Below are 26485 nucleotides of genomic sequence, written 5' to 3'. Positions count from 1 at the left end.
TTCTCCCCGTATAGGGACGGGGAGAAGGGAAGCGCTCCGGCGTTGGCGACCCCTCTCACCGTCCTTACGGGGAGAGGGTAAGGGTGAGGGGCAGCGCAACCCTCAAAAAATGATCGCCTACCGCGTAAAACTCTGGGCGTTGCCCGCGTCGACATTGACGATGTTGCCGGTCGACTTGGCCGACATGTCGGAGGCAAAGAAATAGATCGCCTCGGCGATATCTTCGGGGAACACCGAACGCTTCAGCATCGAGCGCGAGCGGTAGTGCTCCTCGAGGTCGTCGGTCGACATTTTGTAGGCGGCGGCGCGCTGTTCCTTCCACTCGCCGGTCCAGATCTTCGAGCCGCGCAGCACGGCGTCGGGATTGACGACATTGACCCTGATCTGGGCGTCGGCGCCCTCCAGCGCCAGGCAGCGCGACAGATGGATTTCGGCGGCCTTGGCAGTGCAATAGGCGGCGGCGTTGGGCGATGCGGCAAGACCGTTCTTGGAGGCGACGAAGACGACATTGCCGCCGATTTTTTGCGCACGGAACAGCCGGAATGCTTCCCGCGAAACCAGGAAATAGCCGGTCGACAAGATGTCCATGTTCTTGTTCCACAGCGCCAGCGTCGTCTCCTCGATCGGCGCCGAGGTTGCCAGGCCGGCATTCGACACCAGAATATCGATGCCGCCGAATTCGACCGCCGTCTCGGCAAAGCCGGAGATCACCTGGTCCTCGGCGGTGACATTGATGACCACCGGCCGCACGAAATCCTTGCCATAGGCTTTGGCAAGCTCGTCATTGGCGCTGGCAAGGGCTGCTTCGTCGATGTCGGCCAGCACGACGCAGGCGCCTTCGCGCAGGAGCCGGTTGGCCGTCGCCCGGCCGATGCCGCCGGCGCCGCCGGTGACCAGCGCGATCTGGCCGGCAAGAGCCTTCGGCTTCGGCAGGCGCTGCAGCTTTGCCTCTTCGAGCAGCCAGTATTCTATGTCGAAAGCTTCCTGCTCGGGCAGGCCGACATAGGTCGAGACCGTCGAGGCGCCGCGCATGACATTGATGGCGTTGACGTAGAACTCGCCTGAGATGCGCGCCGTCGCCTTGTCGCCGGCGAAGGTGAACATGCCGACGCCGGGCATCAGATAGACCACCGCGTTCGGATCACGCACGGGTGGCGAATCGGCATGCTTGCACCTGTCATAATAGCCCTGATAGCCGACGCGATACTCCGCTACGTCGTCGGCGAGACGGGCGATGACGGCATCGACATCGGGGGCCTTGGGATCGAACTCGATGACCAGCGGCCGGATCTTGGTGCGCAGGAAATGGTCGGGGCAGGACGTGCCGAGCGCCGCCAGCGGGCGCAAATCCTTCGAATTGACGAATTCGAGCACGGCGGGCGAATCGTCGAAATGGCCAAGCTTGTGGCTCTTCTCCGAAATCAGGCCGCGGATCCTCGGCATCAGCCTTGCGGCCACGGCGCGACGCGCTGGTGCGTCGAGCGATTTGACGACTTCGCCGCCGAAGATCGGCTTGCCTTCAGACTTGCGCTCGAACCATTCGATCGCCTGGTTGATCACCGAGATCGTCGTCTCGTAGCATTCCCGAGGCGTCTCGCCCCAGGTGAACAGGCCATGGCTCGCCAGCACGACACCCTTGGCCTCAGGGTTTTCGAGGCAGAATTTTTCCAGCCAGAGGCCGAGTTCAAAGCCCGGACGCTTCCATGGCAGCCAGCCGATCGCGTCGCCGAAGATCTCCTTGGTCAGCGCCTGCGAATCCTTGGCGGCGGCAATCGCGATGATCGCGTCGGGATGCATGTGGTCGACATAGGGCTTCGGCACGAAGGCGTGCAGCGGCGTGTCGATCGAGGCCGCGCGCGGATTGAGGTTGAAGGTGCAGTGGGGCAGATAGCCGACCATCTCGTCCTCATGCTCGAGGCCACGGTAGAGACCCTTCAGCGCCCTAAGCTTGTCCATGTAGAGCGTGGCGAAACCGTCGAGCTTGATCGAGGCGCTGTCGCCGCCCGAGCCCTTGACCCACAGCACTTCCACGCTCTCGCCGGTGAGCGGATCCGTTTGCCAGATCTTGGAAGAGGTGTTGCCGCCGCCATAGTTGGTGACGCGCTTGTCGGAGCCAAGAACATTCGAGCGATAGACGAGACGTTCCGGCTCGCTCATCCCCAGGGCTTTCGCCTCATTCCAAAGATTGGCGAGGCGCGTGCCGGAGCGCTTGTCGAGCATAGGTAATCCTCCCGTGACGTGAGACGCGCAAAACGGCGCGGTCCCTTTGGTCCGAATTTCTACGCAAGCGGCGGCGTTGTCAATCACAAACGATCAACATCGATCATATTGCACTGCACAATGGATTTATCTGATCGGAAATGATTGACACTGCGCGTTTTGAGTGCCTAGATGTGCTGGCAGGGAGGAACCATGCACGAAAAAGAGCGCCACAGGATCATTTTGTCCGCCGTCCAGGAAAAGCCTGTGGTGACGGTGCAGGAGATGGTCGACCTGACAGACTCGTCCGAGGCGACGATCCGGCGCGACATCGCCGCATTGCATGTGCAAAAGCGCCTGCGCCGCGTGCGTGGCGGCGCCGAGGCGATCACCCCACCGCAGTTCATCGGCCTTGCCGGCCGGCCTTTCTCCGTCAACGAGACGATCAACGCTGCGCAGAAGCGGGCGATCGCGCGGGACGCCGTGGAACTGTGCAAGGACGGCGAGCCGATCATCATCAATGGCGGCACCACCACCTTCCAGATGGTGCATTTCCTGACCGGCCGCCGGATGCCGATCTTCACCAATTCCTTTCCGATCGCCGAGCACCTGCTCAAGCACTCCAAGAACACGGTGATGCTGTCGGGCGGCACCATCTACCGCGAGCAGAACATCATCCTGTCCCCCTTCGAAAATGACGTGACGCGCAATTTCTATGCGCGCCGCATGTTCATGGGCGCGCAAGGGCTCGGGCCGTTGGGCCTGATGGAAGGCGATCCGCTGCTGATCCAGGCCGAGCAGAAACTGATCGATCAGGCCGACGAACTGGTGGTGCTGGTCGACTCGTCGAAGTTCCGCAAACGCTCGAGCCTGATCCTGTGCGGCCTGTCGCGCATCGCGACCGTCATCACCGACGACGGCATCGAGGATCGCGAGGCCAAGATGTTGGAGACCGCCGGTGTGACGCTGATCGTCGCCCGCACAACGCTAGGCAATAAGGAAGAATCTTCGCTGCAGGCCTGAGGCCCGCAGCGGCGATGGAATGCAACGCTCAAGGGAGGATATTCGATGAGCTTTCTGAAGAAATTGATGGTCACGGCGGCGTTCTCCGCCGCTATGTTCGTAAATGCGGCCTATGCCGAGAACGTCAAGATCGCGCTGGTGGTGAAGTCGCTCGGCAACGGCTTCTTCGACGCCGCCAACAAGGGCGCCGAAGAGGCGGCCAAGGAACTTGGCGACGTCGACATCATCTACACCGGCCCGACCAAGGCGACCGCCGAAGCGCAGATCGAAGTGATCAACTCGCTGATCGCCCAGAAGGTCAACGCCATCGCCATTTCGGCCAATGACGCTGACGCGCTGGTTCCGGCGCTGAAGAAGGCGATGGATCGCGGCATCACCGTCATCTCGTGGGATTCGGGCGTCGCTCCGGAAGGCCGCCAGCTCCACCTCAACCCCTCGGACACCAACCTGATCGGCGAGACCATCATCAAGCTAGCCGCCGACTACCTGCCGGAAGGCGGCGATGTCGCCATCCTGTCAGCTTCGTCGACCGCGACCAACCAGAACGCCTGGATCGACGCGGCCAAGAAGGTGCTGCCGGAGAAATTCCCCAAGATCAATCTCGTCGCCACCGTCTATGGCGATGACGACTCGGCCAAGAGCACGGACGAGGCCAAGGGCCTGCTAAAATCCTATCCGAACCTCAAGGCGATCATCGCACCGACCACGGTCGGCGTCGTTGCCGCCGCGCAGGTGGTGACCGACCAGGGCCTGATCGGCAAGGTCAACGTCACCGGCCTGGCACTGCCGTCGGAGTTCAAGAAGTTCATCGACAACGGCGCCAGCCAAGCGGTTGCGCTGTGGAACCCGATCGATCTCGGCTACTCAGCCGTCTACCTCGCCTATGATCTGGCGGTGAAGAAGGAAGAAGCCAAGCCGGGTGCGACGCTGTCGATCGGCCGCGTTGGAAAAGTCACGCTCGACGACACCAATTCGGCTGCGATGGCTCCGCCCTTCAAGTTCGACAAGTCGAACATCGAAGAGTTCTCCAAGATCTATTGATCCTGGAGCCCTTCAAGCCGGCGCGGCGGGGCAGAGGTTCCGCCGCGCCTTCAAACGAACCTTGCTTCAGGGCTTGATACGACTATGGACACGACAGCCCAACTCAACCCGACCACCGAACAGCCTCTGACTCCGGTTCCGCGCCTGACCCTGTCCGGCATCTCGAAGAGTTTTCCCGGCGTGCGCGCACTGCACGATGTCAGCCTGTCGCTCTATCCCGGCCAGGTGACCGCGCTGATTGGCGAAAACGGCGCCGGCAAATCGACCTTGGTCAAGATCATGACCGGCATCTACCAGCCCGACGCGGGCACCATCAGTATCGACGGCCAAGCCGTCACCTTACCCAGCGCCCATGCCGCTTTCGGGCATGGCATCACGGCCATCCATCAGGAAACCGTACTGTTCGACGATCTGACGGTGGCCGAGAACATCTTTCTCGGCCATGCGCCGCGATCGCGCTTCGGCACCATCGACTGGCGCACCATGCGCAAGAATGCCCGTGAAGTCCTTGATACGATGGGCGCCGGCCACATCGACGCCGATGCGCGGCTGAAGGACCTCGGCATCGCCAACAAGCACCTCGTCGCCGTCGCCCGCGCCATGTCGATCGATGCGCAGATCGTAATCATGGACGAGCCGACCGCAGCGCTTTCGCTGAAGGAGATCGAGGAGCTCTTTTTGCTGGTCGAGTTCCTGAAGAGCGAAGGCAAGGCGATCCTGTTCATCAGCCACAAGTTCGACGAAATCTACCGCGTCGCCGACCGCTATACGGTGTTCCGCGACGGCGAGATGGTCGGCGAAGGCCTGATCAGGGATGCCGGCCAGAGCCAGATCGTGCGCATGATGGTCGGCCGTGCCGTCGATCACATCTTTCCGCAGCGCAAGGCCGAGATCGGCGCTCCGGTGCTCACTGTCTCCGGCCTGTCGCACCCGACTGAGTTCGACGACATCGGCTTCAAGTTGCACAAGGGCGAAATCCTCGGCTTCTACGGCCTTGTCGGCGCCGGGCGCAGCGAAGTGATGCAGGCGATATCAGGCATCACCCGCACCAGCAGCGGAACGATCACGCTGGAAGGCAAGGCGATCGTGCCGAAATCGGCGGCGGATTCGATCGACGCCGGCATCGTCTATGTGCCGGAAGAACGCGGCAAGCAGGGCGTGGTGATCGGCCTGCCGATCTTCCAGAATATCTCGCTGCCCTCACTCAAGCGCACATCCAAATCCGGCATGCTGCGGCTGGCGGAGGAGTTCGCGCTGGCCCGTTCCTACACCGAGCGGCTCGATTTGCGCGCCTCGTCGCTCAGCCAGGATGTCGGCACGCTGTCGGGCGGCAACCAGCAGAAGATCGTCATCGCCAAATGGCTGGCGACCGCGCCCAAGGTGATCATCCTCGACGAGCCAACCAAAGGCATCGACATCGGCTCCAAGGCCGCCGTGCACGGCTTTATGGCTGAGCTCGTTGCGCAGGGCCTGTCGGTGATCATGGTCTCGTCCGAACTGCCCGAAATCCTCGGCATGTCCGACCGCGTCGTCGTCATGCGCGAGGGCCGCATCGCTTCGGTCTACGACAATAAGGGGCTCGACGCGGAAACGCTGGTCAAGACGGCAGCGGGGATCGCAGCATGAAGGCTTTTCCTAGATATCGCGAAGTCTGGCTGCTCGCGGCAATCGTTGTGCTGATCGGGCTGATCTCGATGCGCTTTCCGGGTTTTGCCAATCCGGCCAATCTGCGCCAGGTGTTCAACGACACCTCGATCCTGATGATCCTGGCGCTGGGGCAGATGGTGGTGATCCTGACCCGCTCGATCGACCTGTCGATGGCGTCCAACCTGTGCTTCACCGGCATGGTGGTAGCGATGCTGAACGCCGCGCATCCGGCAATCCCGATCCCGCTGCTGATCGTCATCGCACTTCTGGTCGGACTGGTGCTCGGCGCGATCAACGGCTTGCTGGTGTGGCGGCTGAACATCCCGTCGATCGTGGTGACGCTCGGCACGCTCACCATCTATCGCGGCGCCACCTTCGTCATATCGGGCGGCGCCTGGGTCAATGCCGACCAGATGAGCCCTGATTTCATCGGCCTGCAGCGCGCGGCCTTCCTCGGCATTCCGGTCCTGTCGTGGATTGCCATACTGGTCATCGCCTTGTTCTTCCTCTTGATGACGCGCACCGCACTCGGCCGCTCGATCTACGCCATCGGCGTCAATCCGACCGCGTCGGTCTATGCCGGAATCGATGTCGGCCGCACCAAGTTCATCGTCTTCTGCATCTCGGGGATGGCCGCCGGGCTTTGCGGCTATCTCTGGATCTCGCGCTACGTCATCGCCTCGGTCGAGGTCGCCAACGGCTACGAGCTCAACATCATCGCCGCCTGCGTCATCGGCGGCATCTCGATCGCCGGCGGCATCGGCTCGGTCGGCGGCGCGGTGCTCGGTGCGCTGTTCCTCGGCATCATCTCCAATGCGCTGCCGGTCATCAACATCTCACCCTTCTGGCAGATGGCGATTTCGGGCAGCGCCATCATCCTGGCCGTGGTGCTCAACGCGCGCGGCGAACGCCGGCAAGGTCGCATCATCCTCAAAAAGGCGGAAGCGGCATGACCGACACTCCTGCTCCACGCCACATTCCCGACCGGCTCGACAAGCCGCTCAACTCGGCGATCTTCTCATGGGAGGCGCTGCTGGTCGCTGTGGCGGTCGCCATCTTTGCCGTCAACAGCTTCGCCTCGCCCTATTTCCTCGACGCGTGGTCGCTGTCGGACCTGACCTTCAACTTCACTGAAAAGGCGCTGATCGCGCTCGCCATGGCGCTGCTGATCATTTCCGGCGAGATCGACCTGTCGGTCGCCGCCATCATTGCGCTTGCCTCGACGATGATGGGCATGGCGGTGCAGGCTGGCGCCGGCACGCCGGTGCTGGTGGCGATCGGCATCGTTGTCGGGCTCGGCTGCGGCGCCTTCAACGGGCTGCTCGTCACAAGGCTGGGATTGCCGTCGATCGTCGTCACCATCGGCACGATGAGCCTGTTTCGCGGCATTGCCTTCATCGTCCTCGGCGACCAGGCCTACAAGGGCTATCCCTCGAGCTTCGCCTTCTTCGGCCAGGGTTATGTCTGGTGGGTGGTGTCGTTCGAACTGACGCTGTTCCTCGTCGCGGCCGTCATCTACTGGTTCCTTCTGCACCGGACGAGCTTCGGCCGCCGCGTCTTCGCCATCGGCAACAATCCGGTCGCGGCGCAGTTTTCCGGCGTGCGCGTCGGCCGCATCAAATTCTTCCTGTTCTGCCTGACCGGGCTGATGGCGGGCATCGCCTCGGTGCTGATCACCTCGCGACTCGGTTCGACCCGGCCGTCGATCGCGCAAGGCTATGAATTGGAAGTCATCACCATGGTGGTGCTCGGCGGCGTCAGCATCCTGGGCGGCGCCGGCAGCATAGTGGGCGTGGTGTTGGCCGCCTTCATCATGGGGCTAGTGACCTTTGGCCTTGGCCTGCTCAACGTGCCCGGCATCGTCATGTCGATCTTCATCGGCCTGCTGCTGATCATCGTCATCGCGCTGCCTATCGTCTGGCGGCGGGTGCGTCGGGAGCGCTTCACCTGATGCCCGAAAAATACGCGTTCAAGATGAAGCTCAATCCCGGCATGAAGGCCGAATACAAAAGGCGCCATGACGACATCTGGCCGTCGCTGGTCGCACTGCTGAAACAGGCCGGCGTTTCCGACTATTCGATCCATTTCGACGAAGAGACCAACATACTGTTCGGCGTGCTGTGGCGGCGCGACGATCACGGCATGGACGAACTGCCGAAGCATCCCGTGATGCAGCGCTGGTGGGCCGAGATGGCCGACATCATGGAGACCAAGCCTGATAACGAGCCGGTGGCGGTGCCGCTGGAAACAATGTTCCATATGGAATGACCCGCCACGTCGCCGTCATCGATATCGGCAAGACCAATGCCAAGGTGGCGCTGGTCGATCTTGCCGATCTGCGCGAAGTCGCGCTGCGCCGTATGGCGAACGCACCCGTTGCCGACGGTCCCTACCCGCATCATGATGTCGAGCTTCTGTGGTCGTTCGTCCTCGACAGCCTCGCCGGGATCAATCGCGAACAGCGCGTCGATGCGATATCGATCACCACCCATGGCGCGACGGGCGTGCTGCTGGACGCTGCCGGTGAGCTGGCGCTGCCGGTGCTCGACTATGAATTCGCCGGGCCCGACTCCCTCGCCGAGGGCTATGAGGCGATCCGTCCGGCCTTCGCCGAGACGGGCACGCCGCGCCTGCCGGTCGGTCTCAATCTCGGCGCGCAGTTCTTCTGGCAGCAGAGGAAGTTTCCGGCTGAGTTCGCCAGGGCCGCCGCGATCCTGATGTACCCGCAATACTGGGCCTTGCGCCTGACCGGCGTCGCCGCCAACGAAGTGACTTCGCTGGGCTGCCACACGGATCTGTGGAACCCGTGGAAAGCGGATTTTTCGACGTTGGTCGACAAGATGCAATGGCGGCGCCTGATGGCGCCGGTGCGGCCGGCGAAGGATCGCCTCGGCCCGATCCTACCCGCGCTTGCGACACGGACCGGGCTCGATCCGCAGACTCCGGTGTTTTGCGGCCTGCACGATTCCAACGCATCGCTGCTGCCGCATCTCCTGTCGGACAGACCGCCTTTCTCCGTCGTCTCGACCGGCACCTGGGTGGTGTCGATGGCGGTCGGCGGCAACAAGATCGCGCTCGACCCGGCCCGCGACACGCTGGTCAACGTCAATGCGCTCGGTGATCCAGTTCCCTCGGCGCGTTTCATGGGCGGCCGCGAATTTTCAGTGCTGACGGAAGGCCAATCGGAAGACTGGACCGAAGAGGATATTGGGACGGTATTCGCCAGGACAACCCTGCTGCTGCCGGCGACGCAACAAGGTTCTGGGCCGTTCCCGCATCATACCGCCGCATGGCTCAACGCCGACGGGATCAACAACGGCCAGCGCTTTGCCGCTATCTCTTTTTATCTGGCGCTGATGACCGCAGCCTGCCTCGATCTGATCGGCGCCGAAGGCCCGGCCATCGTCGAGGGCCCTTTCGGCCGCAACCGGCTTTTCATGCAGATGCTCGCTGCGGCGACGGGGCGGGCCGTCATAGCGTCCGAGGCAGGGACCGGCACCAGCATTGGCGCCGCCTTGCTAGCGTCGGACCAAGGAACAGTCCAAGGCAAAGGCGAAAGGATCGAACCGCCGGCCGGCCCAGCCTGGGCAAACTATGGACGCTCGTGGCATGCGGCGGTCGACGCGCCGGGCTGACATTTCTTGAGCATGATCTTTCCCGAACCGAAGGTCAGCGAACCAAAAACCGGTGTCCACTTTTCGCTGACGCGGTCCTTCGGTTCGGGATCATGCCTAGAGAATCCGCTTGCCGAAAGCCGACATGACGAAATTGACCGTTTCCGTCGCCAATCGCGGTTCGAAACCTGATGTCAGCCCGGAAACATTCATCGACAACAGCCCGCCGGACAGCGCGATGGCCTCCATCGCCTGATGCGTTTCGCGCACCGTGATGCCGCCGGAGCCAGCCGCCCAGCCGGCGAATTCGGTGACATCAGGGGAATAGCTGACATGGAAGCCCTGCGTGCCGGAGGTGGCAATGCGGATCGCCTCGTGCATCACGTCGCGCATGCCCATGGCGTCGATGTCGGTCATGGTGAAGGCGGAGACGCGCGAATCTTTCAGCACCCGGGCCTCGGCCGGATCGGCATGGCGCAGCCCGACGATGACGACGTTTTCCGGCGACAGCTGCGGCTGCAGCGCGCCGGACTTGTGATCGAGGCCGAGCGCCCGCGCCAGCACCGAACGTTCCGGCAGATCGATGCCGTCCTCGTCCTCGGGCATAAGTGCTGCGATGGAATCGATCCAGATCAAACCGAAGGAGTGTGTCGCCCGCGCGGTCGTCGTCAGCGCCTTGTGGGCGATGCGCCGGTCACCGCCGGCGGTAAACCGGACCAGACCGGATGGTGGCCGCTCGATATCGGCCAGCTCGACGACGTCGAAATTCATCGCCTCCAGCCGGGCGCCGGTCGCTTCCCTGGCCAGGATGCCGGCGGCCGCCGGTTCGGCTGATATCGACACCATCTTGCGGCCGGAGAAATCCTCGACGTCGTGCATCGGGGCCTTTTCGACATATTCCGAGGTCATCGCCAGCAGCATGGCGCCATAGCTCATGCGGAAGGCGACACGGTCGCCGACGGCGGGTGGCGGCTCGGCATCGGTCACGTCGAGCAGCAGATGGTCGCTGGAGGCGCCGAGCACCCGCACACCCCTGGCAATCGGCGTCAAACCTTCGACCAAGACGTCCTCGCGGCCGATATTGGCGATGGCGCGCAGCCTGTCGCCCTCGTCGGGAAACACAGGCTGGTTGCCGAAAGCGTCGTAGCCGGATTGGCCGATCGGCCGCGACGGCTTCAGCTTGACCTCGATGATGTCGCTGGTCAGCCGGCAGGCATCGGGTTCCAGTTCGGCCCACGGCGTCTCGCGGAAGGTTTCAACACCACCCTGCAGGATCGCTTCGCCGACGCGCAGATTGTTGATGCCGGCGGGCAGCCTGCCTTCGAGCAGCAGCGTCAGCGACGATGACGCGCCGCCTGAAATCCAGTCCAGCCTTGCGCCGGACAGGCGCTCGGTCTTGTAAGCGTGGGCCACGAGTTGCCCGAGATTTTCCTCCGTCGGCATGATGGCGCCGAAGCAACCGAGATTGGTGCCGATGCCGGCGATGCGAACGCCCCTGAGCGCCAGTATCTGCTCGACCGTCGGGATGAGATCGTTCGGCCAGATGCCTTCCCTGAGGTCGCCAAGATCGATCATCAGCATGATGTCGTGGACGCGGCCCATGCGTTCGGCGATGCGCGATAGCTCGCGGATGGTGGCGAGTTCGGATTGCAGGCTGATGTCGACGGTGCGCACCACCTCCTCGATGCGTGCCATCGGCGGACTGCGCAGCAGCATGATCGGCGCGTTGATGCCGCTGTCGCGCAGCCGGCGGATGTTTTCGAAGCGCGATTCGGCGATGCCGGCGACGCCGCCGCGCAACATGGCACGTGCCACCTGCGGCATGCCGCATGTGCCCTTGGTGACGCCGAAGACCTTGATGCCCGATAAGGCGCAGCGGTCGACGATGGTGCGCGCATTGCGCTCGATGCGGCCAAGGTCGATGGCGACTTGCGGTCCGGACATGATCTAGCCCTTGTAGACCAGACCTTGCGGGTCGATCTCCGGCTTGCGGCCGGCGACCACATCGGCAAGGAATTTTCCGGAACCGCAGGCCATTGTCCAGCCGACATGGCCGTGGCCGGTGTCGAGGTAGAGATTGCTGTAGCGCGCCTGGCCGATGACTGGCACCGAGTTCGGCATCATCGGCCGCAGACCGGCCCAGAGCTCGGCCTTGTTCTCGTCGAAGGCGCCGGGGAAAAGCTCGTTGCCGGTTCTGAACATGGCGGCGAAATCGCTGGGCTTGTGGCTGCGGTCGAAGCCGGTGAACTCGGCGGTCGAAGCAAGCCGCAGCCGGTTGCCGAGCCTGGAATAGGCGATCAGCTGATCCTCGTCGGCGCCGCCCATGGTCGGCCCTTTGCTCTCGTCCTCCAGCGGCACGGTCGCGGTGTAACCCTTGACCGGATAGACCGGCAGGTCGATGCCGTAGCGGCGACCGAGCAGGCCGCTTTCCGGGCCCATCGAGATGACGACGGCGTCGCTTGTTATCGGACCGGCCGAGGTCATCACCGCGCGCACCCGATCGCCTTCGATGTCGAAGCCTTCGACCGTCGTGGTGTAGAGGAATTGGACGCCGAGTTTCTCGGCGGCATAGGCAGCGAGGTTTTGGGTGAATTGGCTGGAGTCGCCGGTCTGGTCGATCGGCGAATAGACGCCGCCGGCTATTCTGTCCTTGGCCCCGGCAAGGCCCGGCTCCAGCTCGACCAGCCGGTCGCGGCCGACGATCTCGATCGGCAAACCGTGCTCGGCGAGATAGCGATAATTGTCGGTGCCGGTATCAAAACTCTGCTGCGAGCGGAAGAAATAAAGAATGCCCCTCTTGCGCTCGTCATAGTAGATGCCGGTGTCGGCCGAGATGGCGTTGATGCAGTCGCGCGAATAAAGCGCCAGGCGCAGCTTGATATCGGTGTTGGCACGCAGGCGCGCTTGCGTGCACTGGCGCAGGAAGCGCAGACTCCAGGCGAAGAAAAAGGGATCGAAGCGCAGCCGCACCTTGATGCCGAGATTGTGGTTGTAAAGCGCGCGCAGGAACGTCTTCAGCGCAGCGGGCGAGGCCCAGGCGGTGGCGTCGCCGGGCGACACCAGCCCGGCATTCGATTGGCTGGTGCCGCGCGCCGCCGTCGGATGGCGCTCGATGACGGTCACCTCGTGGCCGTCGCTCGCCAGATAATAGGCGGCGGCCGTGCCGACGACGCCAGCGCCAAGGACCAATATCTTCATGCCGCCCCCAAAGGATCAAATACGGCCGAAACGCCTCCACGTTTCAGCCGCGCAGCTCCTTCAATAGCGCTTCTACGCTCGATCTACGAGCCCACGGAGGGAAAAGCGGGACTTCAGCTCCGCGCCGAATTCTTGCCGGTCAGGATTCGCTCCCACGCCAGCGCGTCGGCGACAATCCGGTCGAGGTCGTCGTGCTGCGGGGTCCAGCCGAGTTCGCGGCGCGCCAGCTCGGAATTGGCGACCACCGCGGCGGCGTCGCCCGGACGGCGTTCGCCGATCCGCACATCGAAATCATGGCCAAAGACGCGCCGCACGCTGTCGATCACCTCGAGCACCGAATAGCCGTGGCTGTAGCCGCAATTGGCGACGAGGCTTGCCCCACCGGCGCGCAGCCGTTCCAGCGCCAGCCGATGCGCCGCCGCCAGATCGCTGACATGGATGTAGTCGCGCATGCAGGTGCCGTCCGGTGTCGGATAGTCGGTGCCGAACACCTGCATGAACTGTCGCTTGCCGAGCGCCGTCTCGGCGGCAACCTTGATCAAATGCGTGGCGCCCGGCGTCGACTGGCCGGTGCGGCCCCTCGGATCGGCGCCGGCGACGTTGAAGTAGCGCAGCGCCGTATAGCGCAAACCATAGGCAATTGCGGCGTCGCGCAGCATCCATTCGCTCATCAGCTTGGACAGGCCGTAGGGGGATTCCGGTGCAAGGCGGGCATCCTCGCGCGCCGGCTCCAGCCCGGCGCCGCCATAGACGGCGGCGGTCGAGGAGAAGATGAAATTGGGCACGCCCTCGCGCACCGCGGTCTCGATCAGCGTGCGCGTCTTGCAGGTGTTGTTCTCGTAATAACCGAGCGGGTCGGCGACCGATTCGGGAACCACGATGGAGCCGGCAAAATGGATGATCGCATCGACACGATTGTCTCGGATGATCGAACCGACCAATTCCTTGTCGGCGACATCGCCGACGACCAGCTTTGCCTCGGGCGCCACGGCCCACTCGAAGCCGGTCGAAAGCCGGTCGAGGACGACGACGCTGTCGCCCGCGTCCAGCAGCTCCCAGACCATATGGCTGCCGATATAGCCGGCACCGCCTGTCACCAAAACCGTCATCCGTGTCCTCGCTGCTCAAGATTTATCGGAACCTGTCTCAACACCCGCCTTACTGGAAAGCCTGCCACTAGGCCATTAGTACCATTAGTGTCTGCGGTAACCGGTCTCATCGGCGCATGGCATCGTCCTGAAACAAAATTGATCCACATCAAGGGAATAGGCCATGATCCGTGGTCGTTAGGAACAGGCTTGGGGCGTGGCATTTTGACCAAAAAGGCCAAGTAGACGTCGAATAGGGCAATGATTATGATCCCACGCAAAAATTGGGAAGCCGAAATGAACTATCAGCGGTTCTTCGAAGACGCGATCGACCAGCTCCACGCAGAGCGTCGCTATCGCATCTTCGCCGACCTCGAGCGCATCGTGGGGAAATTCCCACGCGCCATCTGGCGCGCCAACGGCCGCGCCCAGGAAATCACCGTCTGGTGCTCCAACGACTATCTCGGCATGGGCCAGCATCCAGACGTCATCGCCGCGATGCAGAACGCCGCCGGCAAGATGGGATCTGGCGCCGGTGGCACCCGCAACATCTCCGGCACCAGCAACCCGCTGGTCGAGCTCGAACTGGAACTGGCCGACCTGCACGACAAGGAAGCCGCACTCGTCTTCACCTCCGGCTTCGTCTCCAACGAAGCCTCGATCTCGACCATTGCGCGGCTTCTGCCCAACTGCCTGATTGTCTCGGACGAGTTGAACCACGCCTCGATGATCGAAGGCGTGCGGCGTTCGGGCGCCGAGAAGAAGATCTTCCGCCACAACGACGTTGCGCATCTCGAAAGCCTGCTACAGGCGGCGGGCCGCGAACGCGCCAAGCTGATCGTCTTCGAGAGCGTCTATTCGATGGATGGCGACATCGCGCCGATCAAGCAGATCGTCGATCTCGCCGAACGCTATAACGCCATGACCTATATTGACGAGGTCCATGCCGTTGGCATGTACGGGCCGCGCGGTGGCGGCATCACCGAGCGCGAAGGGCTGGCCGACCGTATCGACATCATCGAAGGCACGCTGGCCAAGGCGTTCGGCACGCTCGGCGGCTATATTACCGGCACAAGTGCCGTGATCGATGCCGTGCGCTCCTATGCGCCGGGCTTCATTTTCACCACGGCGCTGCCGCCGGCCATCGCCGCCGCGGCGACCACGTCGATCCGCCACCTGAAGCGCTCGCAGGCCGAACGCGACGCGCAGCAGCGCCAGGCGACGCGGACCAAGCAGGTTCTTTCCGCCGCCGGCCTGCCGGTGATGGACTCCGCTACCCACATCGTCCCGCTGCTCGTCGGCGATCCCGAGCTCTGCAAAATGGCCAGCGACCGCCTGCTGGGCGTCCACGGCATCTATATCCAGCCGATCAACTACCCGACCGTGCCGCGCGGCACCGAACGGCTGCGGATCACGCCGACGCCATTCCATTCGGATCAACTGATCGCGGAACTTCAGGACGCTCTGGTCGAGACCTGGGATGCTTTGGGTATCTCTTACGGTTCTGCGGGCCGGCCGGCCGTGAGGGAAAGCGACCGCGTCATTCCGCTGCTGGTGCCGAAGTCCGGCGGTTGATCTTCAGCCGAGGGCATGATGGCAGTTTCCGCTCCCGGTGCCGTCTTGTTCTTCGACGCCGCGGCATTCGAAGGTCACGGCATGATCCATGCCGTTTACGTGAAACGGTTCGCGCTGTCCTACCTGCGAACCTCAACAAACCTCACACACTCTTCATCCACTTCGCCAGCCGGTGTGCGGCTTCCTCGAGCTGGTCGAGGCGGCGGTGGAAGCACAGCCTGAGGAAGGCTTCGCCGCCGGGACCGAAGGCGGTTCCGGGCGCCAGGCCGACGTTGGCGCGGTCGACGATGTCGAAGGCGGCGGCGCGTGAATCGGTGATGCCGTCGATTGCGAAGAACAGATAGAACGCGCCCTGCGGCACGGTGAAGCGTGCTCTGCCGGTCGCAGCCAGGATGCCGCAGACCAGGTCACGCGCAGCCCTTGCCCGCTCCACCTGCTCGACGATGAAGGCGTCGCCTTCGTCTAGGGCGACGACAGCACCGCGCTGCATGAACTGGGCAACGCCGGAGGTCGAATACTGGACCAGATTCTCGAACACCTGCTGCAGCGAGGGATGGGTCTTGATCCAGCCGACCCGCCAGCCGGTCATCGCCCAGTTCTTGGAAAAACTGTTGACGAACAGGATGCGATCCTCATCGGCCATGATGTCGATGAAGGACGGCGCGCGACTATCGCCGTAGTGGAACAGCGAATAGATCTCGTCGGCGATGATCCACAGGCCCCTTTCGCGGGCGAGGTCGAGGATCGCCTGCAGCGTCTCCCTGTCGGCGGTCCAGCCGGTCGGGTTGGACGGCGTGTTGACGAACAACGCCTTTGTCCTTGGCGTGATCGCCGCCTCGATCTTGCCGACGTCGCAGGACCAGCCATTGCCGGACTGGTCGAGCGTGACAGCGACCGGGACCGCGCCCGCCACGCCGGCGGCTGCGGCGAAGTTCGGCCAGGCCGGCGACAGATAGACGAGTTCGTCCCCCTTCCCGGCGACGGCATCGATCGCCAGTTGGATGGCATGCATGCCCGAACCGGTGACGATGAATTCTTGATCGGCGAAGCTCTTGCCGAAATGCCTGAGGTAATAGCGGGCGAGCGCCTGCCGCAGCTCGGGGATGCCTTTCTGCCAGGTATAGAAGGTCTCGCCGCCGGCGAGCGCCCGGGCAGCGGCATCGGTGATAAAGGCGGGCGTCGGCAGGTCGCCCTCGCCGGCCCAGAGCGGGATCATGCCGTCGCGGTCGCGGCCGCGGTTCATGACGGCGACAATGCCGCTTTCCGGCGCGGCCCGGGCCTCGGCGCGCAAATTCTCGATCAAGGTCATGGATAGATCCGTTTTCGTCTTCTGGACTGCTAGCGTGTTTTGCGACGGGCGAAAATAGAAAACCCCGGCCGAAACCGACCGGGGCTTTGGTCCAGGGAACCTGTCTTCGGACTATTTTCTGGCGAGGAGATCGCGAATTTCGGTGAGCAGCGCGACATCGGCAGGCGGAGCGGCAGGGGTGGCGGGCTTTTCTTGTTCTAGCCGCCGGCGCAGATTGTTCACCGCCTTGACCATCAGGAAGATGACGAAGGCGAGGATGATGAAGTTCAGCAGCACCGTGATGAAGTTACCATAGGCAAACACCGCGCCTTGCTTGCGCGCGTCGGCGAGGTTGGTTGCGTTTACAGCGGACGACAGACCTATGAAATAGTTTGAAAAATCGACGCCTCCAAGTGCGCCGATGAAGGGCATGATGATGTCGGTGACCAGGGAATCGACGATTCTGCCGAAGGCAGCGCCGATGATGACGCCGACGGCCAGGTCCATGACATTGCCCCTGGAAATGAACTCCTGGAATTCTTTCAGCATCCGACCCTCCTTGTTCTGACGGGCCAGGCCGCCGCCTCCGCCCGCTTCGTTCGGCCCACAGTCACAATAGCAAAAACCTGCGGTTGCAGCATCGGCAAAAGACCAGTACGGCCAAAATTCCCGAAGCCGCAGCCATCCTGCGCCGAAAGCCGCGATGGACTTGATCGCCAAGCTGTGATTGCGTCTCAGCGGGCCGGATGCAAAACCGGCAAGGGAGGATTATCGGGCCGTGCAGGGCTGGTTCATCGTCATCATCGCGATCGCCTATGTGACGTTGCTGTTCGTCATCGCCAGCCTCGGCGACCGGCGCTCAACGACATCCGGGCCTGACCGGGCCCGGCCCTTCATCTATGCGCTCAGCCTGGCGATCTACTGCACCTCCTGGACGTTCTTCGGTTCGGTCGGCCTTTCCTCCGAGCGCGGCCTTGAATTCCTCGGCATCTATATCGGCCCGGTTCTGGTGTTCGTGTTCGGCTTTCCGCTGCTTCGGCGCATCGTCAGGCTGGCCAAGACAGAGAAGATCACTTCGATCGCCGATTTCCTCGGCGCCCGCTACGGCAAGAGTTTTGCCGTTGCAGCGATCGCCACGCTGATCGCGACGATCGGCGCGGTGCCTTACATGGCGCTGCAGTTGAAGGCGATTTCCGGCTCGGTCAGCCTGATGGTCGAGCATTATACCGGCTCGCCGCCTTCCTTCGATCCGTTCGTCAGCGACATCTCGCTGGTCGTCGCCATGCTGCTTGCGCTGTTTGCGGTGCTGTTCGGCACGCGCCACGCCGACGCCACCGAGCACCAGGATGGGCTGGTGCTGGCAATAGCGGTGGAAACCGTGGTCAAGCTCGCCGCCTTCCTGGCGATCGGCCTGATGGTGACGTTCCTGATCTTCGGCGGCCCGGGCGATATGGTCGACAAGCTCGCCGAGAATTCGCAAGTTCAGCAGGCGATGAGCTACAGCACCTCGCTCGCCACCTGGCTGGTGCTGACATGTTTGAGCGGGTTCGCCATCATCATGCTGCCGCGCCAGTTCTACGTCACCATCGTCGAGAACCGCAACGAGGCCGAGTTGCGTACCGCAACATGGGTATTTCCGCTCTATCTGGTGGCGATCAATCTTTTCGTGCTGCCGATCGCGCTCGCCGGCTTGGCGCTGGTCGGCACCAAAACCAGCAGCGATCTCTACGTCCTGTCGCTGCCGCTGCTCAGCGGTCACGATCTGTTGGCCATGGCGGCGTTCATCGGCGGCCTGTCGGCGGCGACCGCGATGGTGATCGTCGAAAGCGTCGCGCTGTCGATCATGATCTCCAACGACCTCGTCATTCCGCTGTTTGTGCGCCGCCTGCTCAAGACCACGACGTCCGAGAACGAGGACTGGTCGACGCTCATCCTCAACGTGCGGCGGGCGGCGATCTTCATCATGCTGTTCGTCGCCTTCCTCTACTATCGCGAGAGCACCGACAGCGCGCGGCTCTCCTCGATCGGCCTGATGTCGTTCGCCGCGATCGCGCAGTTTGCGCCGGCCCTGATCGGCGGGTTGATCTGGCGCGGCGCCAACGGCAGGGGTGCGGCACTCGGCATGGTCGCCGGCATCGTCGTCTGGAGCTACACGCTGCTGCTTCCTTCGCTCGCCGCGTCCGACACCGGCATTGTCGTCCACGGCCTGTTCGGCTTCGAGGCATTGCGGCCGCAAGCGCTGTTCGGCACCATCGCCGAGCCGCTGAACCACGGCGTCTTGTGGAGCCTGTCGATCAACACGCTGTTCTTCGTGCTCGGCTCGCTGTCGCGCGCGTCGGTGCCGCTGGAACGCATCCAGGCGTCGATCTTCGTGCCGCGCGAGGCGAGCCCGATGCCGAGCCTGCGCCGCTTCCGCACCACCGTCACCCTCAACGACCTCAAGGACACCATCGCGCGCTATCTTGGCGTCGAACGCACCGAGCGGTCCTTCCAGTCGTTTGAAGAGAGCAGCGGCGCTTCGTTGCACGGCAACGAACAAGCCAGCATGGACGTCATCCGCTTCTCCGAGCAGCTTCTGGCGAGTGCTGTCGGCTCCTCCTCGGCGCGGCTGATCCTGTCGCTGCTGCTGCGCCGCAACGACCGCGAATCCAAGGATGCCTTCCGCCTGCTCGACGACGCCACCGAGGCGCTGCAGCACAATCGCGACCTGCTGCAGATCGCGCTCGACCAGATGGAACAAGGCATCACCGTCTTCGACAGGGATTTCCGGCTGATCTGCTGGAATCGCCAGTATCGGGCGCTGTTCGACCTGCCCGACGAGATGGGCCAGGTCGGGGTCTCGCTCGACCGCATCCTGCGCCACCTGGCCGAGCGCGGCGACATTCCGGCCGACCAGCGGGTGGCGATGCTCAACCGCCTCACCAGTTTCGTCAGCCCCTGGCAGATGGAGCTGAAGACCAGCGGCCGCATCCTGGAGTTGCGCTCCAACCCAATGCCTGATGGCGGCATCGTCGCCACCTATGCCGACATCTCAGGACGCGTCGAGCAGGATCTGGCGCTCAAGCGCGCCAATGAATCGCTGGAACAACGCGTCAAGGACCGCACCGTCGAACTGACCCGCGTCAACGAGGAACTGGCACAGGCGCAGATGCTGGCCGAGGAGGCCAATCTCGGCAAGACGCGGTTCCTTGCCGCCGCCGGCCACGATATCCTGCAGCCCCTGAACGCCGCCCGCCTCTATTGCTCGTCGCTGATCGAAAAGGCCGGCAAGGGCCAGACCGGCAAGGCCGCAAACAACATCGAATCCTCGCTGGAATCGGTCGAGACCATTCTCGGCGCGGTGCTCGACATCTCCCGCCTCGATGCCGGCGCGATGAAACCGGACGACGCCGTGTTCAGCCTGGACGAGCTGCTGCGGCAGATCGGCAACGACTTCCAGCCGCTTGCCGCCGAGAGGAAGCTCGGCCTGACGATCATGCCCTCGTCACTCAGCGTGATGACGGATCGCAACCTGCTACGCCGCCTGATCCAGAACCTGGTGTCCAACGCCATCAAATACACGCGCCGCGGCCGCGTCCTGGTCGGTGTGCGGCGGCGCGGCGAACTGGTCGAGATCCAGGTGATCGATACCGGCATCGGCATTGCCGGCGACAAGCTAAACACGGTTTTTCACGAATTCACCCGGCTCGATGAGGGCGCACGCGAAGCTGAAGGCCTCGGCCTCGGCCTCTCCATCGTCGACCGCATCGCTCGCGTCTTGCGCCTCGAAATCCGGATCTTTTCAAGCCCGGGCAAAGGCACGCGCTTTTCCGTCATCCTGCCGGTCGCGGCAGCGCAGGAGCCACGGCGCGTGGTCACGGCGAAAGCGCCGGTCCGCACTGCTGCTTCGCTTGCCGGGCTTCGCGTGCTCTGCATCGACAACGATGCCCGTATCCTCGACGGCATGCGCCTGCTGCTCGAAGGCTGGGGCTGCAGCGTCGACACGCTTGCCGGCTCGGGGGATCTCGAGCGATCCGGAATGCGTCGACCCGACCTCGTGCTTGCCGACTACCATCTCGACGGCGAGACCGGCCTTGATGCGATCGCCAAACTGCGCGCCATCCACGGCCAGGACATGCCGGCCGTGCTGGTCACCGCCGACCGCTCGAGCGAGGTGCGCGCCAGCGCCGGCAGGCTCGACGTGCCGGTGATCAACAAGCCGCTGAAGCCGGCGGTGCTGCGCTCGATGATGGCCAGGGTCAGGCCGCTGGCGTCGGCGGCAGAGTAGAGCCGGAAGGGGTCAACCCGTCGCCTGCAGCGGATCGCTGCCGATCTTCGACAGCAGGATCACCGCCTGGGTGCGGCTGTCGACGCCAAGCTTCTGCAGGATGGCCGAGACATGCGCCTTGATCGTCGCCTCGGAGACGCCGAGTTCGTAGGCGATCTGCTTGTTGAGCAGCCCTTCCGCCAACATGCCGAGCACGCGCGTCTGCTGCGGCGTCAGCGTCTGCAGCCGCTTGATCAGATCGGATATCTCGGGATCGCGCTCGACGCCGAGATCGATGCCCGCTGGCGCAGCGATGTCGCCGGCAAGCACCGACTGCACGGCGCTGCGGATCTCCTCCATGCTGGCCGATTTGGAGATGAAACCCGAAGCGCCGAGGTCGAGCGCGCGCCGGATAGTCACCGGGTCGTCATGTGCCGACACCACCACCAGCGGCACCGTCGGATGGATGCCGCGCAGCGAGATCAGGCCGGAAAGGCCGCTAGCGCCCGGCATCGACAGGTCGAGCAGCACCAGATCGACGTCCTCATTGGCCACGACCAGCGCCTTGGCGCTTTCGAAATCGCCGGCCTCGTGAATGCCGGCGACGTTGCCGATGCCGGCAAGCGCCTCTCTCAGCGCACCGCGAAAAAGCGGATGATCGTCGGCGATGACGAAAGTGTAGCCCGACGGCACATGGCCCTCCCCAAATCCCATTGATGATTGTCTGCTTCTTACGGGATCAGTCGAACGATTATGCGGCGATATCAGCCGTTTTCAAGCGCAAAGCTATGCGCCGGGTTTCCCCGGTGAACGGTTGCTCAGGTTTTTTGCGGATTGGGCTTGGCGGCATCCTCGCCGCTATCCTTTTCCATGTCCTTGACGATGCCGATGAAGCTGCGCAGGAAGCGCTCCATATAGCTCATCGTCTTGTTGAAATCCTCCTCGCTGGGCAATGTCGACTCAAAGCGGGCGGCAAGCGAGTTTTCGAGCTTGACGACGCGCTGGTCGAGCGCCTTCACCGAATTTTGCAGCCGGTCGATCTCGTCCTGGAAGGCGGCGCGTTCATCGGCCGCCATCTTGCAGACGAGCTGGCCGGAACGCTCCTCGCAGATCGACATCGCACCGGTCTGCGTGTCCATGCGGACATAGCCGGTGGCCGACTTTTCCAGCCGGTAGCGTTCGGTCTCCTCCGAAAAGGCTGATGCCGCGACGAGCGAGACGAGTGCTGCGGGAATCAAGACGTGCTGCGGACGCATATTGTCCTCCATGGGCCAGTAAGCGCAATTTATCGCATGTTTGCGCCGGAAATGGGGAAGAACCCTGGCCCGCTCTTTCCCGTATGGTTGGTTCGGACTATAGCGCAACCATGTCTCAGATTATCTACAAGATAGTGCCTGAAGCGTTGTGGCGCGAGGCCGAAAGAAATGGCCGCTTCACCGGCGCGCCGATCGACGTCGCCGACGGCTTCATCCATTTTTCCACCGCCGGCCAAGCCAAGGAAACGGCGGCAAAACACTTTGCCGGCCAGACCGGGCTGCTGCTGGTCGCGATTGATGGAGCCAAGCTCGGTGATGCGCTGAAATACGAGGTCTCGCGCGGCGGTGCGCTGTTCCCGCATCTTTACGGCCCGCTCGACCTCAAGGCCGTCGTCTGGGTGCAATCATTGCCGCTCGGCACCGATGGCCTGCACCAATTCCCGGCGCTGGAGGCCGAATGAGCGTGCTCGACCGGCTCGGCCAGAGGTTCCTGTTCGCATTCGATCCGGAAGCCGCCCACGGCCTGTCAATCGCCGCGCTGAAATGCGGGCTGCCGGTCACCCGGCGCCCAGTGCGCGACGACAGGCTGAAAGTCAGCGTCTGCGGCATCGATTTTCCCAATCCGCTCGGCATGGCTGCCGGCTACGACAAGAACGCCGAGGTTCCCGATGCGCTGCTTGGCCTCGGCTTCGGCTTTGCCGAGGTCGGCACGATCACGCCGCTGCCGCAGGCCGGCAACCCGAAGCCGCGCATCTTTCGGCTGACATCGGACGAGGCGGTGATCAACCGGCTGGGCTTCAACAATGAGGGCCACGAGGCCGCCGAACAACGGCTTGCCGCCCGCAAGGGCCGCGCCGGCATCGTCGGCGTCAATATCGGCGCCAACAAGGACAGCACCGACCGCATCAGCGACTATGAACGCGGCGTTGTCAGGTTTGCGCTATACGCCAGCTATCTGACGGTCAACATCTCCTCGCCGAACACGCCGGGTCTGCGCAACATGCAGGCGCGTGAACAGCTCGGCGAACTCCTGTCGCGCGTCATGGCCGCACGTACGGCAGCTGCAGCGCAGCCGCCCGTCTTCCTGAAGATAGCGCCGGACCTGGTCGAGGCCGAGTTGGAGGATATCGCCGCCGAGGTCACCGAGAAGGCAATAGACGGTGTCATCGTCTCCAACACCACCATCGCGCGGCCGGGGCTGCGCAGAGCCGATCTTGCCGGCGAGACAGGCGGGCTTTCGGGAAAGCCGCTGTTCGAGCGCTCGACCATCGTGCTGGCCAAGATACGCAAACTGCTTGGCCCGGACCGCGCCATCATCGGCGTCGGCGGTGTCGATTCCGCTGAGACGGCACTTGAAAAGATCCGCGCCGGCGCCGATCTCGTCCAGCTCTACACCGGCATGATCTATGCCGGGCCGGCACTGCCGGGCCGCATTCTTGCGGGGATGGCGCGTTTTGCGGATATGCAACGGCTCAAGTCGCTGCGCGAGTTGCGCGATAGCAGCCTCGATCAATGGTCGTCCAAGCCGCTCTGACCCGAAGTCGCTCTAAAACGCCGTCCGCATCCGCACACGCAAAATGATAAGCAGGCTGAAGCCGCGCACCAGCAGGAAGACGTGCAGCGCCGCCCACAGGCCGTGATTGCCGAAGGCCGGCGCCAGGATGAGCAAGGCCGCGCTGAAGACAAGGAACGACAAAAGCATCATGTTGCGCATGTCGCGCGACCAGGTCGCGCCGATGAAGACGCCATCCATCTGGAACGCCAGCACGCCGCTGAGCGCGGTGAACGCCGCCCAAGGCAGGTAGATGTCAGCAATGGCGCGAACGTCTTGTGAGGTCGTGATCAGGGCGACCAGATCAATTCCACCCAGCAAAAGGACAAGCGTCGCCGTGGCGGCCAGCCCGAAGCCCCACAACAGGGTCAGCCGAACCGCCTGCCGGAATTGCATGGCGGCACGCGCACCGACGGCCCGCCCGGCGAGCTGTTCGGCTGCCGTGGCGAAACCATCGAGGAAATAGCCGGCGATGAGGAAGACGTTCATCAGCACGGCGTTGGCGGCCAGCGTCACCGTGCCGAACTGTGCGCCCTGGCGGGTGAACAGCGCGAAAGCGGCGAGCAGCGAGAACGACCGGATCATGATGTCACGGTTGAGCGACATCATGCGCAGGAATGCCGACAGGTCGAGGATGCGATGGCGCGGCAGCCGGGGCGCTGCCCAGAAACGCCGGCCGATGATCGCCAGACCAAGCAGCATGGCGACGAATTCACCGGTGACGGTCGCCCAGGCGACGCCGGCAACGCCCCAGCCGAGTTCCAGCCCTAGCAGGATGCAGAGCGCAATGTTGATGCCGTTCAGCACCAATTGCAGCATCAGTCCCAGCCCGCCCTCGCCACGCCCCAGCACATAGCCGAGGATGGCGTAGTTGATCAGCGAGAACGGTGCTGCAAGCAGCCTGATGCGGATGTAGACGGCCATCGCTTCGCTGACGCGCGGCTCAGCGCTCATGAACCATTGTCCGGCGATGGCGACCAGTGGCGCAAGTGCGGCAAGCACGATGCCGGCGACGACCGCGATCAGCACAGCACGCCAGAACACCGCCTGTTCCTCCAGTTCGTCGCCGCGTCCGACAGCCTGGGCGACGAGGCCTGTGGTGCCGGAGCGCAGGAAATTGAAGGAGGTGAAGACGACATCGAAGACCAGGGCGCCAGCCGCCAGGCCGCCGAGAAGGGCAGCGTCGCCCAACTGCCCGACCACCGCAGTGTCGACGATGCCGAGCAGCGGCGTCGTCAGATAGGCGAGCGTCATCGGCACCGCGATGGCGAGCACCGAGCGATTGGTGACGACGAAAGACCGGCTGTTGGCCGTTGCTGACACCTGATCCAGGATCCCGCTTCCCCATTGCGGCTTGATCGAACAGCCGATGTGCCCCAGTTTCCGGACGCCGCGCAACCACTCATCCCACTACGGCCAACCGAAACCCGCCTCTGGCTCACCTGCCGCTCATGCTCCTGCAGATCGTTCATCATCCCGACTACGACGCCGGCTTCGCCGTCAACCATCGCTTCCCGATGAGCAAATACAAGCTGCTGATGGAAGCCTTGGGCGCGCGCGGACTGACCGGCCCCGCCGCGCTCAACGTGCCCGAACCGGCGCCGGCATCATGGCTGAAGCTTGCCCATGACACCGGCTATGTCGACCAGGTGCTGGCCTGCGAAGTGCCTGAAAAAATCGAGCGCGACATCGGCTTTCCGGTGAGCCCGCGCGTCTCGCTCAGGGCGCAGCTCGCAACGGGTGGCACCGTGCTGGCGGCGCGGCTGGCATTGCTGGACGGCATCGCCTGCAACACCGCCGGCGGCAGCCATCATGCGCGGCGCGCGCAAGGCGCCGGCTTCTGCACCTTCAACGATGTTGCGGTGGCTTCACTGGTACTGCTTGCCGAAGCTGCCGCCCGCAACATCCTGATCGTCGATCTCGACGTGCATCAGGGCGACGGCACGGCGGACATTCTCGGCGACGAGCGGCGCGTGTTCACGTTTTCCATGCATGGCGACCGCAACTATCCGACACGAAAGATCGCTTCCGACCTCGACATCGCCCTGCCCGACGGCAGCGGCGATGCGGCCTATCTCGAAAGGTTGGTCGGCATCCTGCCGGAACTCACCGCCAGGGCGCGCTGGGACGTCGTTTTCTACAATGCAGGGGTCGACGTTCATGCCGAGGACCGGCTTGGCAGGTTGTCGCTGTCGAACGAGGGGCTGCGTGCCCGCGACGACATGGTGATCCGTCATTTCCGCGCGCTCGGCATCCCGGTCTGCGGCGTTATCGGCGGTGGCTATTCGACTGACGTGGCGGCCCTCGCCGCGCGCCATGCCATCCTGTTCGAAGTGGCCTCAGGCTTCGCCTGAGCGCCTATCGTTTGGGCATGATCCTTTCCGAAAACCGGTTCCACTTTTTGCTACGCTGACCTTCGGTTCGGGATCATGCTCTATTTCCGATAATTGGCGATCCTGAGCAGAATGAAGGCCGGAATGACGATCGCCGCGCCCAGCAGGATATAGCCAAGGAAACGCTCAATGGCGCGGAAGCCCAGATTCCAGAGATCGACGAAGAAATTCCGGATGCCGTAGAGCACATCCATCGGCGACCAGCCGAATGCGTTCATGACAAGGCCGACGAGGAACGACACCACCAGCAGCTTCAGGAGCACCCGGAGCGGCGTATCGCCGAGAAAGCGCGTCAGTGCGGACAAGGCGTGTCTCCAGATTCGGTTACAGGTCCAGAAATACGCACTTGCCGCGCTGGCATCAAG

At 63.4% G+C, this 26485-nt stretch carries 22 protein-coding genes; 12 read left to right on the top strand and 10 right to left on the bottom strand.

What is annotated here, in order from left to right:
• Positions 1–117 precede the first annotated feature (117 nt).
• A complete protein-coding gene (locus tag AC0L3L_RS01340; RefSeq protein ID WP_473636255.1) occupies positions 118–2220 on the bottom strand; it encodes a bifunctional rhamnulose-1-phosphate aldolase/short-chain dehydrogenase in 2103 nt (700 codons plus the stop codon).
• Positions 2221–2412: 192 nt separating this feature from the next.
• Here AC0L3L_RS01340 and AC0L3L_RS01335 point away from each other — a divergent pair, with 192 nt between their 5' ends.
• The 7 genes from AC0L3L_RS01335 to AC0L3L_RS01305 all read left to right on the top strand — a co-directional run bounded on the left by AC0L3L_RS01335 (position 2413) and on the right by AC0L3L_RS01305 (position 9545).
• Entirely contained in the window at positions 2413–3222 is an 810-nt protein-coding gene (locus AC0L3L_RS01335; RefSeq protein ID WP_473483688.1) for a DeoR/GlpR family DNA-binding transcription regulator, read from the top strand.
• Between the two features lie 45 nt (positions 3223–3267).
• Positions 3268–4263 (top strand): rhamnose ABC transporter substrate-binding protein, encoded by a 996-nt coding sequence (gene rhaS, locus AC0L3L_RS01330; RefSeq protein WP_473636254.1) that lies wholly within the window; start codon positions 3268–3270, stop codon positions 4261–4263.
• A gap of 84 nt (positions 4264–4347) precedes the next feature.
• On the top strand, positions 4348–5889 hold the full coding sequence (locus AC0L3L_RS01325; RefSeq protein WP_473636253.1) for a sugar ABC transporter ATP-binding protein: 1542 nt from the start codon (positions 4348–4350) through the stop codon (positions 5887–5889).
• Positions 5886–6863, top strand: a complete 978-nt coding sequence (locus tag AC0L3L_RS01320) for an ABC transporter permease (protein ID WP_473636252.1) — start codon at positions 5886–5888, stop codon at positions 6861–6863. Before AC0L3L_RS01325 ends, AC0L3L_RS01320 begins: the two co-directional genes overlap by 4 nt.
• Positions 6860–7861 carry an ABC transporter permease gene (locus AC0L3L_RS01315; RefSeq protein WP_473636251.1) on the top strand — a complete coding sequence of 334 codons (1002 nt, stop codon included), beginning with the start codon at positions 6860–6862 and terminating at the stop codon, positions 7859–7861. Before AC0L3L_RS01320 ends, AC0L3L_RS01315 begins: the two co-directional genes overlap by 4 nt.
• Positions 7861–8178: an L-rhamnose mutarotase gene (rhaM, locus tag AC0L3L_RS01310; protein WP_473636250.1), complete on the top strand. Its 318-nt coding sequence runs from the start codon at positions 7861–7863 to the stop codon at positions 8176–8178. The genes AC0L3L_RS01315 and rhaM overlap by 1 nt, the downstream gene beginning before the upstream one ends.
• Entirely contained in the window at positions 8175–9545 is a 1371-nt protein-coding gene (locus AC0L3L_RS01305) for an FGGY-family carbohydrate kinase (protein WP_473636249.1), read from the top strand. The genes rhaM and AC0L3L_RS01305 overlap by 4 nt, the downstream gene beginning before the upstream one ends.
• A 96-nt stretch (positions 9546–9641) precedes the next feature.
• Here the strand turns inward: AC0L3L_RS01305 and AC0L3L_RS01300 are convergent, their stop codons facing one another.
• From AC0L3L_RS01300 to galE, 3 genes are all read right to left on the bottom strand, one after another.
• Complete coding sequence (locus tag AC0L3L_RS01300; RefSeq protein WP_473483697.1) at positions 9642–11468, bottom strand: alanine racemase; 1827 nt, start codon at positions 11466–11468, stop codon at positions 9642–9644.
• Between the two features lie 3 nt (positions 11469–11471).
• Positions 11472–12722 carry a D-amino acid dehydrogenase gene (locus AC0L3L_RS01295; protein WP_473636248.1) on the bottom strand — a complete coding sequence of 417 codons (1251 nt, stop codon included), beginning with the start codon at positions 12720–12722 and terminating at the stop codon, positions 11472–11474.
• Between the two features lie 113 nt (positions 12723–12835).
• Complete coding sequence (galE, locus tag AC0L3L_RS01290) at positions 12836–13831, bottom strand: UDP-glucose 4-epimerase GalE (RefSeq protein ID WP_473636247.1); 996 nt, start codon at positions 13829–13831, stop codon at positions 12836–12838.
• Between the two features lie 276 nt (positions 13832–14107).
• Between galE and hemA the strand changes: the two genes are divergently transcribed.
• The gene (gene hemA / locus AC0L3L_RS01285) at positions 14108–15385 is read left to right on the top strand and encodes a 5-aminolevulinate synthase (protein WP_473636246.1); all 1278 of its coding nucleotides are present in this window, start codon (positions 14108–14110) and stop codon (positions 15383–15385) included.
• 142 nt (positions 15386–15527) lie between these two features.
• On the opposite strand, the gene AC0L3L_RS01280 is transcribed toward hemA, so the two are convergent.
• Both AC0L3L_RS01280 and mscL read right to left on the bottom strand, forming a co-directional pair.
• Positions 15528–16694: a pyridoxal phosphate-dependent aminotransferase gene (locus tag AC0L3L_RS01280; RefSeq protein WP_473636245.1), complete on the bottom strand. Its 1167-nt coding sequence runs from the start codon at positions 16692–16694 to the stop codon at positions 15528–15530.
• A 111-nt stretch (positions 16695–16805) separates the two neighbouring features.
• Positions 16806–17222 (bottom strand): large conductance mechanosensitive channel protein MscL, encoded by a 417-nt coding sequence (gene mscL, locus AC0L3L_RS01275; RefSeq protein WP_473636244.1) that lies wholly within the window; start codon positions 17220–17222, stop codon positions 16806–16808.
• A 229-nt stretch (positions 17223–17451) separates the two neighbouring features.
• Here mscL and AC0L3L_RS01270 point away from each other — a divergent pair, with 229 nt between their 5' ends.
• Complete coding sequence (locus AC0L3L_RS01270) at positions 17452–20940, top strand: PAS domain-containing hybrid sensor histidine kinase/response regulator (protein ID WP_473636243.1); 3489 nt, start codon at positions 17452–17454, stop codon at positions 20938–20940.
• Positions 20941–20952: 12 nt separating this feature from the next.
• Here the strand turns inward: AC0L3L_RS01270 and AC0L3L_RS01265 are convergent, their stop codons facing one another.
• Positions 20953–21612 carry a response regulator transcription factor gene (locus AC0L3L_RS01265; RefSeq protein WP_123146589.1) on the bottom strand — a complete coding sequence of 220 codons (660 nt, stop codon included), beginning with the start codon at positions 21610–21612 and terminating at the stop codon, positions 20953–20955.
• A 125-nt stretch (positions 21613–21737) separates the two neighbouring features.
• Positions 21738–22175, bottom strand: a complete 438-nt coding sequence (locus AC0L3L_RS01260) for a hypothetical protein (RefSeq protein WP_473483712.1) — start codon at positions 22173–22175, stop codon at positions 21738–21740.
• 110 nt (positions 22176–22285) lie between these two features.
• Here AC0L3L_RS01260 and AC0L3L_RS01255 point away from each other — a divergent pair, with 110 nt between their 5' ends.
• Both AC0L3L_RS01255 and AC0L3L_RS01250 read left to right on the top strand, forming a co-directional pair.
• On the top strand, positions 22286–22636 hold the full coding sequence (locus tag AC0L3L_RS01255) for a DUF952 domain-containing protein (protein ID WP_473483715.1): 351 nt from the start codon (positions 22286–22288) through the stop codon (positions 22634–22636).
• On the top strand, positions 22633–23709 hold the full coding sequence (locus tag AC0L3L_RS01250) for a quinone-dependent dihydroorotate dehydrogenase (RefSeq protein WP_473636242.1): 1077 nt from the start codon (positions 22633–22635) through the stop codon (positions 23707–23709). The genes AC0L3L_RS01255 and AC0L3L_RS01250 overlap by 4 nt, the downstream gene beginning before the upstream one ends.
• 12 nt (positions 23710–23721) lie before the next feature.
• On the opposite strand, the gene AC0L3L_RS01245 is transcribed toward AC0L3L_RS01250, so the two are convergent.
• Complete coding sequence (locus AC0L3L_RS01245; RefSeq protein ID WP_473483720.1) at positions 23722–25050, bottom strand: MATE family efflux transporter; 1329 nt, start codon at positions 25048–25050, stop codon at positions 23722–23724.
• Between the two features lie 128 nt (positions 25051–25178).
• Between AC0L3L_RS01245 and AC0L3L_RS01240 the strand changes: the two genes are divergently transcribed.
• Complete coding sequence (locus AC0L3L_RS01240) at positions 25179–26081, top strand: histone deacetylase family protein (RefSeq protein WP_473636241.1); 903 nt, start codon at positions 25179–25181, stop codon at positions 26079–26081.
• An 80-nt stretch (positions 26082–26161) separates the two neighbouring features.
• Here AC0L3L_RS01240 and AC0L3L_RS01235 read toward each other — a convergent pair whose 3' ends face one another.
• Entirely contained in the window at positions 26162–26425 is a 264-nt protein-coding gene (locus AC0L3L_RS01235; RefSeq protein ID WP_192364333.1) for a DUF6460 domain-containing protein, read from the bottom strand.
• Positions 26426–26485 lie beyond the last annotated feature (60 nt).

It is taken from the genome of Mesorhizobium sp. WSM4849, from assembly GCF_055811385.1.
The sequence above is the reverse complement of the archived record's forward strand: the minus strand, read 5'-3'. Positions and strand labels throughout refer to the sequence as shown.